This window comes from Frankia sp. R43 (genome assembly GCF_001306465.1).
Lineage (GTDB): Bacteria > Actinomycetota > Actinomycetes > Frankiales > Frankiaceae > Parafrankia > Parafrankia irregularis.
On the sequence record NZ_LFCW01000001.1, the window covers coordinates 1004726 to 1021182 of the forward strand.

General features: G+C 70.4%; 14 protein-coding genes. 13 read left to right on the top strand and 1 reads right to left on the bottom strand.

All coding sequences use genetic code 11. The features are described 5' to 3' along the window. Positions 1–170: 170 nt before the first annotated feature. From ACG83_RS03630 to ACG83_RS46445, 6 genes are all read left to right on the top strand, one after another. Entirely contained in the window at positions 171–983 is an 813-nt protein-coding gene (locus tag ACG83_RS03630; RefSeq protein WP_054564701.1) for an SAM-dependent methyltransferase, read from the top strand. Next, complete coding sequence (locus ACG83_RS03635; RefSeq protein WP_054564702.1) at positions 980–2197, top strand: hypothetical protein; 1218 nt, start codon at positions 980–982, stop codon at positions 2195–2197. The genes ACG83_RS03630 and ACG83_RS03635 overlap by 4 nt, the downstream gene beginning before the upstream one ends. A gap of 314 nt (positions 2198–2511) precedes the next feature. Further along, the gene (locus tag ACG83_RS03640) at positions 2512–3276 is read left to right on the top strand and encodes an ATP-binding protein (protein ID WP_235497576.1); all 765 of its coding nucleotides are present in this window, start codon (positions 2512–2514) and stop codon (positions 3274–3276) included. A 17-nt stretch (positions 3277–3293) separates the two neighbouring features. Continuing rightward, positions 3294–3650, top strand: a complete 357-nt coding sequence (locus ACG83_RS03645) for a hypothetical protein (RefSeq protein ID WP_054564703.1) — start codon at positions 3294–3296, stop codon at positions 3648–3650. 195 nt (positions 3651–3845) lie between these two features. Next, positions 3846–4157, top strand: coding sequence for a hypothetical protein (locus ACG83_RS03650; RefSeq protein ID WP_134351761.1), 312 nt, complete (start codon positions 3846–3848; stop codon positions 4155–4157). 369 nt (positions 4158–4526) lie between these two features. Beyond that, positions 4527–6113: a helix-turn-helix transcriptional regulator gene (locus ACG83_RS46445; RefSeq protein WP_235497578.1), complete on the top strand. Its 1587-nt coding sequence runs from the start codon at positions 4527–4529 to the stop codon at positions 6111–6113. Here ACG83_RS46445 and ACG83_RS03660 read toward each other — a convergent pair. Further along, positions 6078–7136, bottom strand: coding sequence for an NAD-dependent epimerase/dehydratase family protein (locus tag ACG83_RS03660; RefSeq protein WP_011436466.1), 1059 nt, complete (start codon positions 7134–7136; stop codon positions 6078–6080). The two genes, ACG83_RS46445 and ACG83_RS03660, sit on opposite strands and share 36 nt — an antisense overlap. 931 nt (positions 7137–8067) lie before the next feature. Here ACG83_RS03660 and fxlM point away from each other — a divergent pair. The 7 genes from fxlM (at position 8068) to ACG83_RS03690 (ending at position 16449) form a co-directional block, all read left to right on the top strand. Continuing rightward, on the top strand, positions 8068–9309 hold the full coding sequence (gene fxlM, locus ACG83_RS03665) for a methyltransferase, FxLD system (protein WP_054565393.1): 1242 nt from the start codon (positions 8068–8070) through the stop codon (positions 9307–9309). Further along, positions 9309–9446, top strand: a complete 138-nt coding sequence (locus ACG83_RS41955; RefSeq protein ID WP_083473003.1) for an FxLD family lanthipeptide — start codon at positions 9309–9311, stop codon at positions 9444–9446. Before fxlM ends, ACG83_RS41955 begins: the two co-directional genes overlap by 1 nt. A gap of 30 nt (positions 9447–9476) precedes the next feature. Further along, on the top strand, positions 9477–12221 hold the full coding sequence (locus ACG83_RS03670; protein WP_054564706.1) for a lantibiotic dehydratase: 2745 nt from the start codon (positions 9477–9479) through the stop codon (positions 12219–12221). Continuing rightward, positions 12218–13285: a lanthionine synthetase C family protein gene (locus ACG83_RS03675; RefSeq protein ID WP_054564707.1), complete on the top strand. Its 1068-nt coding sequence runs from the start codon at positions 12218–12220 to the stop codon at positions 13283–13285. Before ACG83_RS03670 ends, ACG83_RS03675 begins: the two co-directional genes overlap by 4 nt. A 15-nt stretch (positions 13286–13300) precedes the next feature. Continuing rightward, positions 13301–14095 carry a thiopeptide-type bacteriocin biosynthesis protein gene (locus ACG83_RS03680; protein WP_054564708.1) on the top strand — a complete coding sequence of 265 codons (795 nt, stop codon included), beginning with the start codon at positions 13301–13303 and terminating at the stop codon, positions 14093–14095. A gap of 210 nt (positions 14096–14305) precedes the next feature. Further along, complete coding sequence (locus ACG83_RS03685) at positions 14306–15898, top strand: hypothetical protein (RefSeq protein ID WP_054564709.1); 1593 nt, start codon at positions 14306–14308, stop codon at positions 15896–15898. After that, the gene (locus ACG83_RS03690; RefSeq protein ID WP_134351626.1) at positions 15895–16449 is read left to right on the top strand and encodes a flavoprotein; all 555 of its coding nucleotides are present in this window, start codon (positions 15895–15897) and stop codon (positions 16447–16449) included. The genes ACG83_RS03685 and ACG83_RS03690 overlap by 4 nt, the downstream gene beginning before the upstream one ends. Positions 16450–16457: the final 8 nt, after the last annotated feature.

Consider the following 16457-nt stretch of genomic DNA (forward strand, 5'->3'; position numbering starts at 1 on the left):
GTTCCGTTTTGCCTACCGTCAGTGAGGACCGTTCCCATGATGAGAATCGTCTGGTCGAGGCATCGTGACCGCACTGTCTGTACGAGAGCCGGCTCGGTCGCCTGGTCGTACCGGTCGCGTCAGCCGAGAAGCGGTGTCGTCACCGAAGCGCGCTGGTCACGGGGGCGGTCGTGACGGGGACCGACGGCGTCGCCTCTGTGGGGGCGACCGAGGGGCCGAACGTGGCACGGGTCTACGACTTCTTCCTCGGCGGCGCGCACAACTTCCCGGCCGACCGGGAAGCGGCGGCGCAGGTCGAGCGGACGTGGCCGCAGATCCGTGACACCGCCCGGGTCAACCGCCTGTTCCTGGGTGAGGCGGTCAGCTACCTCGCAGGCGAGGTCGGCGTCCGGCATTTCCTCGACATCGGGTCGGGTATGCCGACGATGGGCAACGTCCACGAGGTCGCCCAGCAGCTGGCGCCGGACGCCCAGGTCGTCTATGTGGACAGCGACCCGGTCGCGGTCGCGCACAGCAAGATCCTGCTCGCACCCAACCCGCGCGCCGTGGCCGTGCAGGCGGATCTCCTGCGGCCCGACGAGATCCTGGACCATCCGCAGGTGTCCCGGCTTCTCGACCTGGGGCAGCCGGTCGCGCTCCTCCTGGTCGCGGTCCTGCACTTCTTCCCCGACGACACCGGCCCCCGGCATCTGGTCGCCCAACTACGCGAGGCCCTGCCCGCGGGCAGTCATCTGGTCGTGACCCACGCCACCGGCGACGGGCAGTCCCAGCAGGTCACGGAAGCGGCGGAGGTGTACCGGCGCACGACCGCGCCGTTCCAGCTGCGCGACCGTACCGAGGTGCTGTCGTTCTTCGACGACTGCACGCTGGTCGACCCCGGCCTGGTCCTGCTCCCGGGCTGGGAGCACGACCGGCAGCGAGGCCGGTCGCGTACGGCGGAGGGTCGGCTGCCGGTCTACGCCGGTGTCGGCCGCGTCCGGTGAGCCCGCGTTCAGGTTGCTCGACGTGCTGGAGCGACGGCGACGTCCACGACCTGCTGTCCCACGCCGACGAGTGGATCACTGCCGCGACCGCCCAGCGGTGGCCGCGCACCGAAGTGACGTTCGGCGCGATGACCACGGCGGGCGGGGCACTGTATCGCCAGGTCCGCACCGGCGACGGGACGACACTGTGCGCGACGGTCCGCCCAGCAGGCCGGGCGCTGTCACGCCTCGTCCGCGGCGACCACGGCGATCTCGCCACCGTGCTCACCGACGTCGGCGCCGACGCGGCAACCGCGACAGCCGGCCAGGCGCAGCAGCTCACGGCGCTGGCAGCCTACTCCCGCCTGTGGGTGGCCGCCCCGATCGCCTGGGCGAAGGGGGTGATGTTCACCCCCTGGGTGGACGGCGCCACGCTGGCCACCCGGCTCCGGACCCGGCCGATGGGGCTCACCGAGGTGGTGACGGCGCTGATGGACGACCTGAGCGACCTGCACCGTGATCCACCCGCCCAACTGTCCGAGGCCGCAGCGACGGCCCACCCGCTGCCTCGGGTCGTCGCCGACGCGTTGAACCACCCGGTGGAGCACCTCCACGCCGGCAACACGACGGCAGGCGAGATCGGGGAGCTTCGGGCGCTCGCGGGCAGCCTGTCGGCGCGGCTCGGCCGGTTGGCCGCCCAGCTGGACCCGATGCTGCTCAGCCGCGGCGGCATCGCGTTCGGGAACCTCAACCCACGCGGCGTCCTGTATCCCGACGGATCGTCGCGGGCGGTCCTGGTGTCCCCCGCGCTCGAACCCGGCGGGGACCTCGTGGACGCCGGAACACTGCTTGGCCATCTGCACCCGCTGATCCTCGGCTGCCCGCCACCGGTCCGGACGGAACTCGTCGAAGGCGTCGAGGCGTGGCTGTCCGGCCGGCTGGCCGCCAGCCGGGACCAGTGGCGGGACTGGCTGCACACCGTGTTGACCATCTGGGCGGCCACCGTCTACGACCAGGCGATCATCACGCTGACCCTACCGGCGGTCGTCCTCCGGCTCGACCCGTCGGCGACCGAGCCGCCGGCCCCGCCGCTGGCGGCGCTGTCCGTCCTCGACGTGCTCACCCGGGAGCTGCGCCGACGCGGCGCTGGTGCGGCGCTGAACGCCACCCTCGGCGCGCTCGCCGACAGCACGGCTGACCAACCAGCACGGCAGCTCGACTCCGCTGATCACTGATCCTTCACCCGTTCGCAGACCAAAGGTGCACGTCCATGGCTATCAGCCTGAGCCGGCCACCGGGCAGCCGATCACATCCCGCCCCTCCCACGCCGCCTGCGTCTGTTCCCGCCCCCGCCTCTCTGCCCGGTCAGGTCATCGCCGTTCGCGGCCGATCCACCGACCCGTTGATCACTTTCGGGCGGAAGACGGCCGCCCACCCGCCCGAGCGTGCGTTCGAGCTGCTGCGTGGCAGCGCGGTGCGCCTCCTTGACCGGCATGTCCAACGCAACGGTGTGTGCGAAGAGTGTGGGTGCACGTGGCCGTGCCAAGTGGTGGTGCTCGCCGAGAACAACCTCACGCTCGTCCACGACACCGCCCCCGCCCCGCCCGGCGCGGACACCCCAGACCTCCGCCGTCGGGAGAGCCACATGACCACCACCACCAGCGCACCCGAACCGGCCGTTCACCTGCTCCCGCACCGCGTCTGGCACTACCCGACCAGACCCCAGTCCGCCAGCGTCGCCCGCCGCGACGTCACCGCCCAGCTCCACCAGTGGAACCTCGACCATGTGATCGACACGATCACCCTGCTGACCTCCGAACTGGCCACCAACGCGCTCGCCTCCAGCCTGCACGGCGACGACGACCTGACGTCCCAGATCGCGATGCGCCTGACCTACAGCGACCACCATGTGATCGTCGAGGTCTGGGACGGAGGACCGGGCCACCCGACCCGCCGGGCTGCCGGCCCCGACGCCGAGGACGGCCGCGGCCTGCACCTGGTCACCAGGCTGACTCCGCGCACTGGCTACTACCAGGCCCGGGTCCACACCCCCGACGGCAGCCATCAGAAGCGAGGCAAGGTCGTCTGGGCCGCTCTGCCCCACCACACCCCCCTCCCGCGGCGCATCCCGACCGCCCCGACCGACGACCTGCCACGACGCGAACGCTTCGCCGCCCACGCCGCGACCACGCCCGCCACGGACGTCTTCGACCTCGACCTGCTGCACCGGGTCCGCGACGGCCTGCGCACCCTCGACACCCACCCAGCGCCAGTCACGTCCACCGGCTCCGGCCGTCACGCCCCACCTTCCTGACACGCGAGGGGAATGCCATGCCTGACCCTGCTACCAGCTCCTGCCCGCCGTGGTGCGAGCAGCCCGCCGGCCACCTCGACGTCGTGCCCGCGGGCCCTGGCGACTACCACGTCTCCGAATTCACGGTGATCGACCTGCCGCCCATCCCCGGCGTCCGTGACCAGACAGCGATCCAGGTCGCAATCGAGCAGTACGTCACCGCGACGACCACCTACCAACCGATGATCTCCCTGGGCGCCGGAGAAGAGGACCCCGACAGCGAAGCCTTCACCCTCGACGAAGCCGACACCCTCGCCGCGACCCTCACCCGCGCGGTCGCCGCCGCCCGCAACGCCCAGACACACCAACCCCCGAAGGACGATGACCACACGTAACGCCACAACTACGGGTCGTCGGGGTCGTTCCGTGAGGGACTCTTCCGGTGGCCAGGTGCGGTCCCGGCTGTGCGGACGGGCGGGGGCGTGCCATGCCATGGCGAGGGCCTCAGCGGACTGCCTCGTGGCAGCGCCCTCGCCTTCCCCGGCGACACGTCCTCACGACCGCAGACCAGCGACGACGAAACGGCCCGCATGCCTCTCCACCGCCACATCGTCCCACCCGCGCTCCGCCCGATCGTTCTGCTCGCCAGGATGCGCGACGTACTCCCGCCAGCGCGACTGGCGGACCTGCTCGCCACCTTCGACCCGACCGCCGGCCCGACGGTTCCGGAGTGGACCGACCTGTGCTCGGCTCTGGACGCCTACGACCACGCGGCACAGCTCGGCCTGAACACCGAGGATGCCCGCAACCAGGTCGACACCGCAGCCATGATCTTCCACCTGCGCTACGACGACGATCTCCAACCGCGCAGCGGCCTCCCCGAGCACCGAGCGGCCCGATAGACCCTGCACACCGAGCCAACCAGCCGAAATCGCACTCCCGTTGCCTGAGGGCAACGACGGCGAGCACCTATGCTCCCGCCCGCCACGCGAAGCGATGCGACGCCACGCGTCGAACGGATCGCACCGTCTCACACCATTCCCGCAGGTCAGCGACCTGATGAAGACCGAAGAACATGTTCGTCACGAGGGGAATGACATGCACGACCAGAAGGCTGATCATTATGGTCTCTTGGCTACCCGGTGGGGCGGACAGCGCCGTGGGCGACAGGTGCACGACCAGTTCCGACCCGACCGCGACGGATCACCATCAGAATCTTGATGCTTCGGGTGACGAACGCCCGGCCAGGCCCTGTCGGGAGGGGACGTGACGTGACTAGGCATAGTCTGCGGGTGGAGCAGGATGAGCTGCGGGCGCGGATGCGCGCCGTGGGCATGTCGCACGACGAGATCGCCGTCGAGTTCGCCCGCCGCTACAAGCTGCGCCCCCGCGCGGCCCACCGGATCGCGCACGGCTGGACCCAGCAACAGGCCGCGAACCACATCAACGCCCATGCCACCCGCACCGGCCTCGACCCGGACGGCGCCGCGCCCATGACCGCGCCGAAGCTGTCGGAACTGGAGAACTGGCCGCTGCCGAACAACCGCCGCCGACCGACCCCCCAGCTCCTCGCCCTGCTCGCCGAGGTCTACGACACCAGCGTCCAGAACCTTGTCGACCTCGACGACCGAGAACAGCTCACCCCCGCGGACCACCTCATCCTCAGCCAGACCGGCCAGTTTCAGCCCATATCCCCTCGAATACCTCTGACGCCTAGCCATCGTGGCCCCGTGAAGCTTTCCGGCCCGCCTGCGAGAACGGTACGGCCTGACGGGATCGAGCACCTATCAATACCGTACGTACCGGTGGAAATGGAGCGTGTCATGTCGGCTGCCAAGGAGTCAGGGGAGCATGCGATGTTCGCGGCGGCCGGAAGCCTCGACGAGAGTTCGGTGGAACAGCTCGCCGACGATGTGCGCCGGCTCGCGCACACCTACAACACCACGCCGCCCTTCCAGATGTTCACCGAACTGGCCAAGACCCGGAACACCGTGTACGCACTGCTGGAACAGACGAAACGCCCACGGCAGCTCAATGAGCTCTACGTCTTCGCCGGGCAGGTCTGCGGCCTGCTCGGCATCGTCAGTCTCGACCTCGGGTTCCCTGACGCGGGAGTCGAGAACGCCCGTGCGGCGTGGGCGTATGGGCAGATCGTCGACGATGACGGGCTGCGCTCATGGGCCCGCGCTGTCCAGGCCACCATCGCCTTCTGGTCGGACCGGCCCAGAGAAGGGATACGGCTGACGGCCACGGGCCTCGACCACGCCAGAGCGGGGTCCGGAACGGTTCGCCTGCACGCCGTGCAGGCCCGCTCCTACGCGATGATCGGTGCCGCGGACGAGGCGATGACCGCCTTGGTCGCCGCCCAGCGCGCCGCCGAGGCGGACGCCTCAGACGACCTTCTCGACAGTGTGGGCGGCGAGTTCTCGTTCGGCGAGGAACGCCGGCTCCTCAGCGCCGCCGCCACCCATCTCGCGCTCAGCCAACTCGACCAGGCTGCGCACGCGGCGTCCCAGGCGATCGACTTGTTCACCGCGATACCGATCGCCGACCGGTGGACACCAGGTGAGCACGGCGCCCGGATCGATCTGGTCGTCGCCCGAACACTGGGCGGCGATCTCGACAGCGCGCACGATGCCCTCGTCCCCGTCCTCGCGTTGCCGTCCGAGCAGCGCACGGGGCGCCTGACGGGGCGGCTCCACCGGCTGCGCCGGTCGCTGAGCCAGCCGCGTTACCGCGGATCTGCCGAAGCCGAGGACCTTGACGACCAGATCGAACACTTCGTGCGCGAGTCGGCCACCGCCATGCTGCCCCCGGGCACCTCACACCAGGCCCTTCTCGCCGGAGGCGGCCTGTGACCGGCACTCCCACAGGTCGACGAGGCGGCGCTCTCTGTCGGGGTCGAAACCGTGCTCGTCCTGACGTTCATGCCGGACCGGAGCGCCACCGGCCGCCAGCCACGCCCACGTGGCCAGGACCGTCTTCTCGATCGGCCGGCAACGCAGGCCCGCCGCCGCCGCGCGGGTCGCATCCAGGCGCCATGTCCCTGGCTGCACCCGCCACAGCGGGATCTCCGTCCACTGACGCACCCCCTGTTCGACCAACCAATCGGGTTCCGCCCAGACAACCTCGATCTCATCTGCGCCTCGGACGTCCCGCGTCGCCGCAGCGCACGCGTCCAGCATCCGGCCGTAGGTCGCGTGGCCGGTGGGCGCCGCGACGTTGAAGATGCCGCTGGCCGACCGCCCGATCAGGTCGAGCAGGAACGACGCGAGGTCACGCACGTCCACAGGCTGGATCGGCCTGTCGGCGGGTGCGGGGGCCAGCACCCGCCCGCCGCGCGCCATCCGCCGAAGCCACCACGGCAACCGTCCGACGTACTCGTACGGGCCGAGAACCACCCCCGGCCGCACCATGAGCAGCCGATCCGGGGAAACGCTCCGCCGGACCGCGGCCTCACACCCGGCCTTGTGGGGGCCGTACCGCACCGCGTCCCAGCGAGGATCTTCCACCACAAGATCGGGGTTTCCCGGATGTAGAGGTGAGGATTCGTCGACCGGGGACGCGGGCCAGTCGCGATACACCGAGACGGTCGACACGAACACGTACCGACCGGCCTGCGCGCCCAGAACCTGAGCGGCCAGGCCGACCGAGCGGGGCTCCGCTCCGCCGACGTCCACCACGGCATCCCACGGCCCCGCCGCCGCGAGGCGTTCAAGATCCTGGACGTCGGTTCGGTCGCCGCGCAACGGGTGGACCCCTGCGACATCCGGTCCGGACCTACCCCGGTTGAACGTCGTGACCGCCCAGCCACGGCCCACCGCGTCCTCAGCCAGGACACGGCCGACGAACCAGGTTCCTCCCAGGATCAGCAGGCGCATGGCGCAATCGTCTCAAAAGGACTTTCCTGTGCGGCCGGCGCTTCCGTGTGATCGTCGATGTCGCGGACACTGCGAAGGAGAGGCGACCTGCCGCCAGTCCGGACGCGGGTCGGCGGAGCCCCTGGCCCAACGCCGTAGCCGCCCGGCACATGTCGCCAGACCAAGGCGCAAGCGCACACCCAGCCGCCGCAGCCGAGGGCAGCGCGTGCCTGCCCTGACGCGGCAGACACCGGCAGTCGATCAGCTTCGGAGGCCGCAGCCTCCCGCTGCCGGCCGAGTCCGTAGCCGTCTGTCACCGACAGCCGTCCGCTCAGGATCAGCCGGGAGAGAGGCGCCGCGGGTCGCGCGAAGGAGCCGCATCGTCGGTGGAGCCGGACCAGACGCCGTCGGAACGCGGGAACAGGTTCAGGTCGCCGTGGTCCCAGACAGGTGATCGAGGCCGAGGCCGGCGGGCCTGCCGAACGAATCGGCATGATCGCGCCGGATAGATGCACCCTGACACCACTGTCTGCGCAGGTCAGCTGTCTCTCGGGAGCCGAAGAGAAGCTTCGTCGTGGTGGGAATGACTTGCCCCCCGGGCTCCAGCCATCGTGGTGTGGCGCCATACGCGGCATCCACCGATCTTGATCGGTGCGCGGGCCGTACCACCCGAGGGGAGCGAGATGATCATGTTTATGTGTCGCGTTCGCGCCCGGTCCGCGTGCACGCGTCTCGCCGCTGGGGCGACCGTCAACGAAGCGGCTCGTGGGAGGGGCGCGGAGGTGATCACATCGGCGCTGATCGGCTCGTCCGGTGCGGGAGTGAAGGGGTGGCGTGGCGAAGGTCTTCAGGCCGGTCCACTCGCCGGATAGATCGTCAATGTTTATGAGGGCCGCCCGGCCTGAGGCGGTCCGCGTGCAGTGGAGAGGACATCGTGACGACCGTTGACACCATGGGCAGCGAGAGCCTGCGTCACGCGATGGTCGACCGCCTTGCGGCTGATCATGAGGCGAAAAGGCTGGTGCTGCGACCCGAGGTGGAGGCGGCGCTGCGGACCGTTCCCCGCGAGCTGTTCACTCCGGGCCTTTCGCTGGAAGAGGCGTACGACGTGAACGCGGCGGTCCTGAAGAAGATGCGAGGCGCGGAAGCCATCAGCTCGGTGTCGGCGCCCTACCTGATCGCGGAGATGATCGGTCAGGCGGCGAACGCGCTCGGCGGGCTGGAGGGCCGGCATGCGTTGGAGATCGGCAGCGGTGGCTACAACGCGTCGCTGCTGAGCGAGCTCGTCGGCCCGTCGGGGTCGGTCACGACCGTCGACATTGATCCCGAGATCACCAGCCGGGCGGTCGCCTGCCTAGCGGCGGCGGGCTACACCGACGTCACGGTCGTGTGTGCGGATGCTGAGCACCCGGTCGAGCCGGTCCGCCAGTACGACTTGATCATCGTTACGGTCGGGGCGTGGGACATCCCGCCTGCGTGGCGTGATCAGCTCACCGAGGACGGGGTACTGGTCGTGCCGTTGCGCACGTTCGGGATGACGCGCTCGTGGGCGCTGCGGCGCCGCGGGGACCGCCTGGTCAGTGAGAGCCGCCGCCAGTGCGGGTTCGTCTCCATGCAGGGCGACGGAGCCCACGAGATGCGCTACCTCGACATCGCCGAAGGCGTCCACCTGCGCGTGGACGAAGACCGGCGGGTCGACCACGACCCCGCCGTCGTCGGTGCTCTGCTCGCACAGCCGCGTGAGGAGGCGTGGACAGGGCTGAGCCTGCCGCCCGTCACCATCCTGGCCGACCTAGATCTGTGGCTGGCGACTCGCCTCACCTACGAGACGCACTTCGTGGTGCTGTCCGCACAGGCGACCGCCGTCAAATCCGGCATCGTCGCTCCCGGCTGGCGATTCGGCACCCCTGCCACCCTCGACGATGACGCCACCTTCGCCTACCGGTCGGCGCTGCGCTGGACCGACCGGCGGTTCGATCTCGGCGCCTACGCCCACGGACCCGCCGCCGCAGCAGCGGCGGAGCGGATGGTCGAACACATGCGTGCGTGGGTCGACGCGGGAAACCCGACACCGCGGCTCCACGTCCTTCCCGCGCACACCCCGGACGGCGACCTGCCGGACGGGGCAGTCCTGGACAAACGGCACAGCCGCCTCGTCCTGACCTTCACTCCCGAGCAGAAGGGAACCCCCTGATGGACAACCCCGAGTACGAGCTGAACCTGCGCCTGGTCGACGCCGGTCCTCTGGCGAGCGGTCACGCGACCAGTACCGACGACGAGTGCGGCTCCGGCAACACGGAGTCGCAAGCCTGCACGACGACCAGCGACTGACCCGTTCGCCCGGCTACGCGGAGCCTTCAGATGTACCAAGCGGTCGACGCGGCGTTGATCAGGGTCGCCTCCTACCCCCGAGATCTGATGCTTCCGGCATGGCCGGACCTGACTCTGGGCCAGCCCGACGAGTGGCTGGGGTGGCTGCGCCAGGTGTGGCGGTTTGCGGAGTTCGCGGCTGCCGTCGAGCAGGCCGCGCCTCACCTGGCCACCCAGATCGAACGTGCTCTTGCCGATGAGCCCATGGACCGGCGCAGGCTGTGTCGTCTGGTCGAGGCGACGGTCCGATATCTGCTGAGGTGGACGACTCGTGCGACTCCGTTCGGCCGGTTCGCCGGCGTCGCTCCGGTCATGTTCGGCCCCCGCGCGGTGGTCCGGTGGGGCGAGCAGCATCACGAGGTGGTTCGACCGGACGAACGCCAGGTCGCCGAGCAGGTGTCAGCGGCGGAGCAGAACCTGGCGATGCTGCGGACGGTCCAGGTCGTGACCAACTCTTTGGGGTATGCCCGCGGCGGGATATGGGTGGTGCCCTGCGCTCACATTGACGGCGACCGGGTGTGGGACGCCGAGATCGATCTGACCGACCCCGTACGCGTAGCGATCGAGACCGCACGCACCCCGATCGCGTTTAGCCAGTTGGCCGCGACGATGTGGGGCGCACCGGCCAACGTGGCGGCGGCCGAGAGCCTGCTTGCCGCGCTGGTGCGCGCGGGGGTGCTGGTGTCCGCGATCCGGCCGCCTATGACCGTGACCAACCGAGCCGAGCACCTTGCCGACTCTTTTGCCCTTCCTGAACCCAACGGCCAGATCGCGGTCGATCTGCGGATCGACTGCTCAGTGACGCTTCCTCCCGCTGTGGTCCGCGAGGCGGCGGACGCGGCCTCGGCACTCGTCGCCGTCGCGCCGCGTCTGGTGGGCTGGGCGGCCTACCATCGTGCGTTCCTCGAACGGTGGGGTCCTCGCGCGGCGGTGCCGCTCCACGACGTTCTGGCCGTCCTGGGCTTTCCCGCCGGGTACCGGGGCTCACCGCGCCGTGGCCCCGTGACGTTTACCGCCCGGGACAGGCTGCTCACGGCGCTCGCCCAGCAGTCGGCGCTGGACGGCGGTACCGAGGTGGTTCTCGACGACGAACTGCTCGGATCGCTGCGCGGGGACGATGACCGTCCGCCGATCCCGCATACCGAGCTGCGGTTCGCCCTCGCTGCCGGCACACCGTGTGATCTCGACCGTGGCAGGTTCATGTTGACGGTGGTGAGCGGGGCCCGCCACGCCGGTGTCGCCGCGGCCCGGTTCCTGCACCTGCTCACCCCCGCCGAGCTGGAGCGTTTCCGCGGCGTCTACACCAGTCTGCCGACGGCGACGCCCGGTGCTGCCAGCGTGCAGCTGTCCGCACCTCCGCTGGACGTGCGCCTGGCCGCCGTCGCCCGTGCACCCGAACTCCTGCCCTTACTGCCCGTTGGCGACTTCCATCCCGGTCCGAGGTGGACCGTGGCGGACCTGGCTGTGGCCGCCGACAGCGACGGGCTGTGGCTGTTGTCCCGCTCGACCGGCCGTCCGGTGGAGCCGCTGCTGGTCAACTGCGTGCGCCTACCCACCGGCCAGCAGCCCCTGGTCCGGTTCCTCACGGAGATCTGGACGGCGGGCACGGCGCCGTGCGCCCGCTTCGACTGGGGACACGCCCGCGGACTGCCGTTCCTCCCACGAGTGCGGCGGGGCCGTTCGATCCTCCACCCGGCCCGCTGGACCATCTCCGCGACCGCGCTTGGTTCCCCTGCCGCGAGCTGGCCGGATTGGAAAGCGGCCTGGCAGCGACATCGCGAACGTCACCGTCTGCCACGCGAGGTGCTGGTGGGCGACGACGATGTGCGGCTGCGCCTCGACCTCGACGAGAACGCCCATCTCGCGGTACTGCGCAGCCACTTCGACCGACACGGCCGCGCCGTCCTCACCGAGGCCGGCGGGCCGGCCGACTGGATCGATGGCCGACCCGCCGAGTTCCTGCTCACCCTGGCCCGCATCGCGGCCGACCCTCACCCGGCCGACCGGCAAGCCCGACCCGTCAGCACCCTCACCCACCGGCCCGGCCCGGCCCGCTGGCTCGACATCCGCCTGCACGGACAGTCCGATCAGATCCTCGCCCGCCTGGGCGACTTTCCCAACCTGCCGGGAGGGTGGTGGTTTCTGCGCCACCCGCATCCGGAGCCCCACCTGCGTCTCCGCATCCCTCTCGCGCACACGGCCCGGTTCGCCGATGTCGCCCACGACCTCGCCGGATGGGCACAGCGGCTGCACGACGACGGGCTGCTGGCCGACTACATGCTGGCCACCTACCGGCCGGAGACCCGCTACGGAACCGGGCAGGCTCTCACCGCGGCCGAGGCGGTGTTCGCCGCCGACTCCCACGCCGCCCTCGGACGCCTGTCCGGTGATCGCCAAGCCGCCACCGCGGCAGGGATGATCGCCATCGCTGACGGGTTTACCGGGGCCGGTGCGCGTTGGCTTGTCGAACATGCGCCCTACCAGGGCGGGCCCCGGCTGAGCCCAGCGCAGCTCGCAGCCGTCCGCGTCCCGTACGGAGATGCCGGCCTGGCCTCGGCGCTGGCGACCTACCGGACTCTCGCCACTCGGGACGGCCTGAATACCGATCAGCTGCTGGCCGAGCTGCTGCATCTGCACCACGCCCGCATGATCGGACCCGACACCGCCTGCGAACGGTACTGCCTGCGCCTGGCCCGTGCCGTCTCCCACACCGACCTCGCTCGGCGGGCATCATGATCGCGGGCCAGTCGCTCGCCGAGGGAGCGGCGGGCATCGCCCTGCTTCACCTGGAAACCGGCAACTGGCCGGCGACCTACATGGCACTGGGGCAGGCCATCGCCGATGGGGTCAGTACTGCCGAGGGCGCCAGCCTCTACTACGGCGCCCCCGCCCTCACCTTCGTCCTCGCCGCCTGCGACCAACCGGGCCTCGCCCGCGCAAAGGCGACCGCCGCCGCCGGAACCGCGACGGTCGCCCGCCGACGCCTGGACGCAGCCCACCGCCGCATCGACAGCCGCCAGCGACCGCAGTACGCCGAGTTCGACCTCATCCGCGGGCTGACCGGCCTCGGTGTCGCCCTGCGTCGCGTCGGCGATCTCGACCTGCTCCGCGACGTGCTGGGCTACCTGGTACGACTCACCGAGCCGATGGAGGGCCTCCCCGGCTGGTGGTGCTCCCATGGTCCGAACCGGAACCAGACGGGTCCAGCCGGCGGACACAGCAACCACGGGATCGCCCACGGCGTCACTGGCCCACTCGCTCTCCTTGCTCTCACGCTGATCGACGGGGTCACGGTCCCCGGCCACGCGGAGGCCCTCGACCGGATCTGCCAGTGGCTGGACAGGTGGAAACGACAAACCCAGGGCAGTGTGTGGTGGCCGGAGTTCGTCACACTCGACGATCTCGACCGGTCCGAACCTCACCAGCGCGGCCCGGTGCGCCCGTCGTGGTGTTACGGCACGCCCGGGGTCGCTCGTGCCCAGCAGCTCGCCGGCCACGCTCTTGGCGACACCACCCGACAGCGCGACGCTGAGGCGGCCTTCGTCGCCTGCATCACCGACCCGACGCAACTCGGCCGCCTCAGCGACCGCTGCCTGTGCCACGGCACCGCAGGGCTGCTCACCGTCGGCCGCCGGATCACCGCCGACGCGCTCACTCCGATCTCCATCGGACCACTGACGCACCTGCACCAGCACGCCACACCCACAAAATCCACCGGCTTTCTCGACGGCTCGGCCGGTTCTGACCTGGCTGCCGCAGGGACCACCACCCGCTGGGACGCCTGCCTCCTGCTCTGCTAACCGAAAGGGCCGCTCATGGATGAGACAGCCTGGAAGCAGGTGAACATCACCTATCCCGGCGCCGACCGTCATCAGCGCGAACGCCGTGCCGTCGACCATCTCGTCCGCGTCCTGCCCGCCGCCGAAGCCGACGGCCTGCTCACCGCCTGGTTCTTCATCCGCAAAGGCGCCTGGCGCCTGCGTTACCTACCCACGGCCGCGAACAGCCGCGACGAGCCGAACCCCGACCCCGTGCACCGGGTCCTCACCGACGGCGTCCGCTGGACACCCGACATCTACGAACCCGAGGTGCACGCCTTCGGCGGTCCCAGCAGCATGGACATCGCACACGCGCTGTTCCACCACGACAGCCGTCATCTCCTCACCTTCCTCCGCGACGACCCCGCCGACCGCAGAGAACACTCCCTCTTCCTGTGCACCGCACTCATGCGCGCGGCAGGACTCGATGCCAACGAGCAGGGCGACGTGTGGGCCCGGATCGTCGAGCAGCGTCCCGGCCTCGCCGACCTACCAGCCGACCCCCAGGTCCGGGCTTCGTTTATCAGCGATGTTCGCCATTTCCTCCTCGGCGACGCCCGTGCGGACCTCATCGCCCCCGGCTGGCTCACCGCCTTCCAGCAAGCGGGCAGCGGACTTCGAAACCTTCGGGGAGAAGGTCGGCTCACACGCGGAATTCGCGCGATCATCTCGCTGCATGTGATCTTCCACTGGAATCGGCTCGGGATCGCGGCGACCGCACAAGCCACTCTCGCGCGGGCCGCAAGGGAGGCCCTATTCGATAGCGTGCCCGGATGCCACCGGGAGCATTGAGATCCCTGGAAATCCCATCGCACCCGCCGCTGGATCACCGCCAGGAGCCACCAGCGGTCCGGCCGAGGCACCCCGCCTTCTCCCGCCCCGCTTCGGCGGCGTGGCTCCTGGACGCCGCTCGTGACCACACGGCTACGGTGAAACGGTTCGTTTTAGGGGAGAGAAGGTTTGGAGATCACCCCTCGGGTCGGGAGGAAGTGCGGTGTCCTCATGAGCAAGGTCGGCCAGCGTGTGGAGCAGGAGGAGTTGCGGGCCCGGATGCGCGCGGTGGGTATGTCCCACGACGAGATCGCTGTCGAGTTCGCCCGCCGCTACAAGCTGCGGCCCCGTGCCGCCCACCGCCACGCCCGCGGCTGGACCCAGACGCAGGCCGCGAACCACATCAACGCCCACGCCGCCCGCGTCGGCCTCGACCCGGACGGCGCCGCGCCCATGACCGGCCCGAAGCTGTCGGAACTGGAGAACTGGCCGCTGCCGAACAACCGCCGCCGGCCCACCCCCCAGATCCTCGCCCTGCTCGCCGAGGTCTATGACACCAGCATCCACGGTTTGATCGACCTCGACGACCGCGAGCAGATGCCTCCTGCTGATCTGCTGCTCATCACCACGATCCGTGAGAGGGACGTGCCGGCGAGCGCTGTCGGTTCGCTCCCACGAGCGCAGTCGGCAGGCTCGGAGGTCACGCCGATGGTGGATGCGCCGAATCGGCAGCAGTTCCTGCTCGCGGCGTCAGCCTTGGGCGTTGCTGTGGTGCTGCCCCGACAGCCGGCCGCGCCGTCCCCGTCCGTGAGCGTCCGGTCGACCGTGTTCCCGGCCGCGGACGATCTTCTCGCTGATCTGCGAGAAGCCATCACGGCACCGGCGGAGTGGTCCACCGATCCCGACCCGGCCTCATTCGCGGGCCCTGCCGACCTTGACACTCGCACGCGGGAGTGCCACGACCGCTACCAGCGGGCCGACTACGCAGGCACGGCGAGACTTCTCCCCGCGGTGGTGCGGGGCATCGAGACACTCACGGTCGATCCGCCGACTGGCGTGAACCACCGCGCGATCCGGCGGACGCAGGCCGTCGCGTACATCGCTGCCGCCAAGCTCGCGACCAAGACCGGCGACCACGATCTCGCCTGGCTGGCCGCAGACCGTGGCCAACACGCGGCGCTCGCCGCCGACGCGCCAGCGCTGCTGGCGACAGCGCGCAGACAGATCGCCTGCGTCTTCCACGACACGGGACGGCTGGCCGACGCCGAACGGGTCGCGGTCAGCGCACTCGACGCCCTGAACCAGCGACCAGGCGACGAGGACCACCGCGACCTCTCGTCCGCGCGGGGCGCTCTTCTTCTGCTCTCGGCAATGACCTCGATCCGCCAAGGCGAGCGGACGGAAGGCCGCCGCCGGCTCACCGCCGCGGTCAAGCAGGCTGACGCGCTTGGCCGGGACGACAACCGGCTGTGGTCGGCGTTCGGGCCGACGAACGTCGCGATCCACACCCTTACCGCCGCCCTGGTACTGGACGATCCGACAGAGGCGGTCGGCGTCGGCGAGCAGATCGACACACGTCTGCTGCCACCCCCGCTGGCCGGCAGGCGCGCACGTCTGCACGTAGATCTTGCCGACGGGCATGCCCGCCTGGGCGAGGATGCCATCGCGGCGGTGCACATCCTTGACGTCGCCCGCCGGGCGCCGCAGCTGCTGAGGGTTGATCCGACAGCTCGGGCTGTGCTGGCGACGCTGCTCGGCCGTGCCCGCGGTTCCACCGTCTCGGTCCTACGGAGCGTCGCGGAGCAGGCCGGAGTCACGACGTGACCGGTGGACGACCGATGCTGCATCTGGTGGTCTGCGCGGCCCCACCCGCCGCGCAGGTCGACGAGCTGATCCGCCACGTCCACGGCGATGGATGGGCAGTCTGTCTCGTACCGACGCCGATCGCCACGACCTGGCTGGACGTGCACGCTCTGGAAGGGCTGACCGGCCACCCGGTCCGCTCTCGACCCCGGCGGCCGGACGAGCCGCGCCTGCCACCCGCGGACGCCGTAGCGGTCGCCCCCGCGACCTTCAACACGATCAACAAGTGCGCCGCCGGGATCAACGACAACGCGGCGCTCGGCGTCATCAACGAAGCGATCGGACTCGGGCTCCGCGTCGTCATCGCCCCCTACGTCAAACCCACCCTCGCCGCCCACCCGGCCTTCGCCCGAGCCCTACGCGATCTGACCGCCTACGGGTTCACCGTCCTGCCGACCAACGCGATCGGGCCCCCCGACGGCACCACCTCCTTCGCCTGGCGTCCCGTTCTCAATTCCCTGCCAGCGCGTCGACCCGCCGGTGAGATCTCCGCGCCAGAGGACCCATCGTGACCATGTGC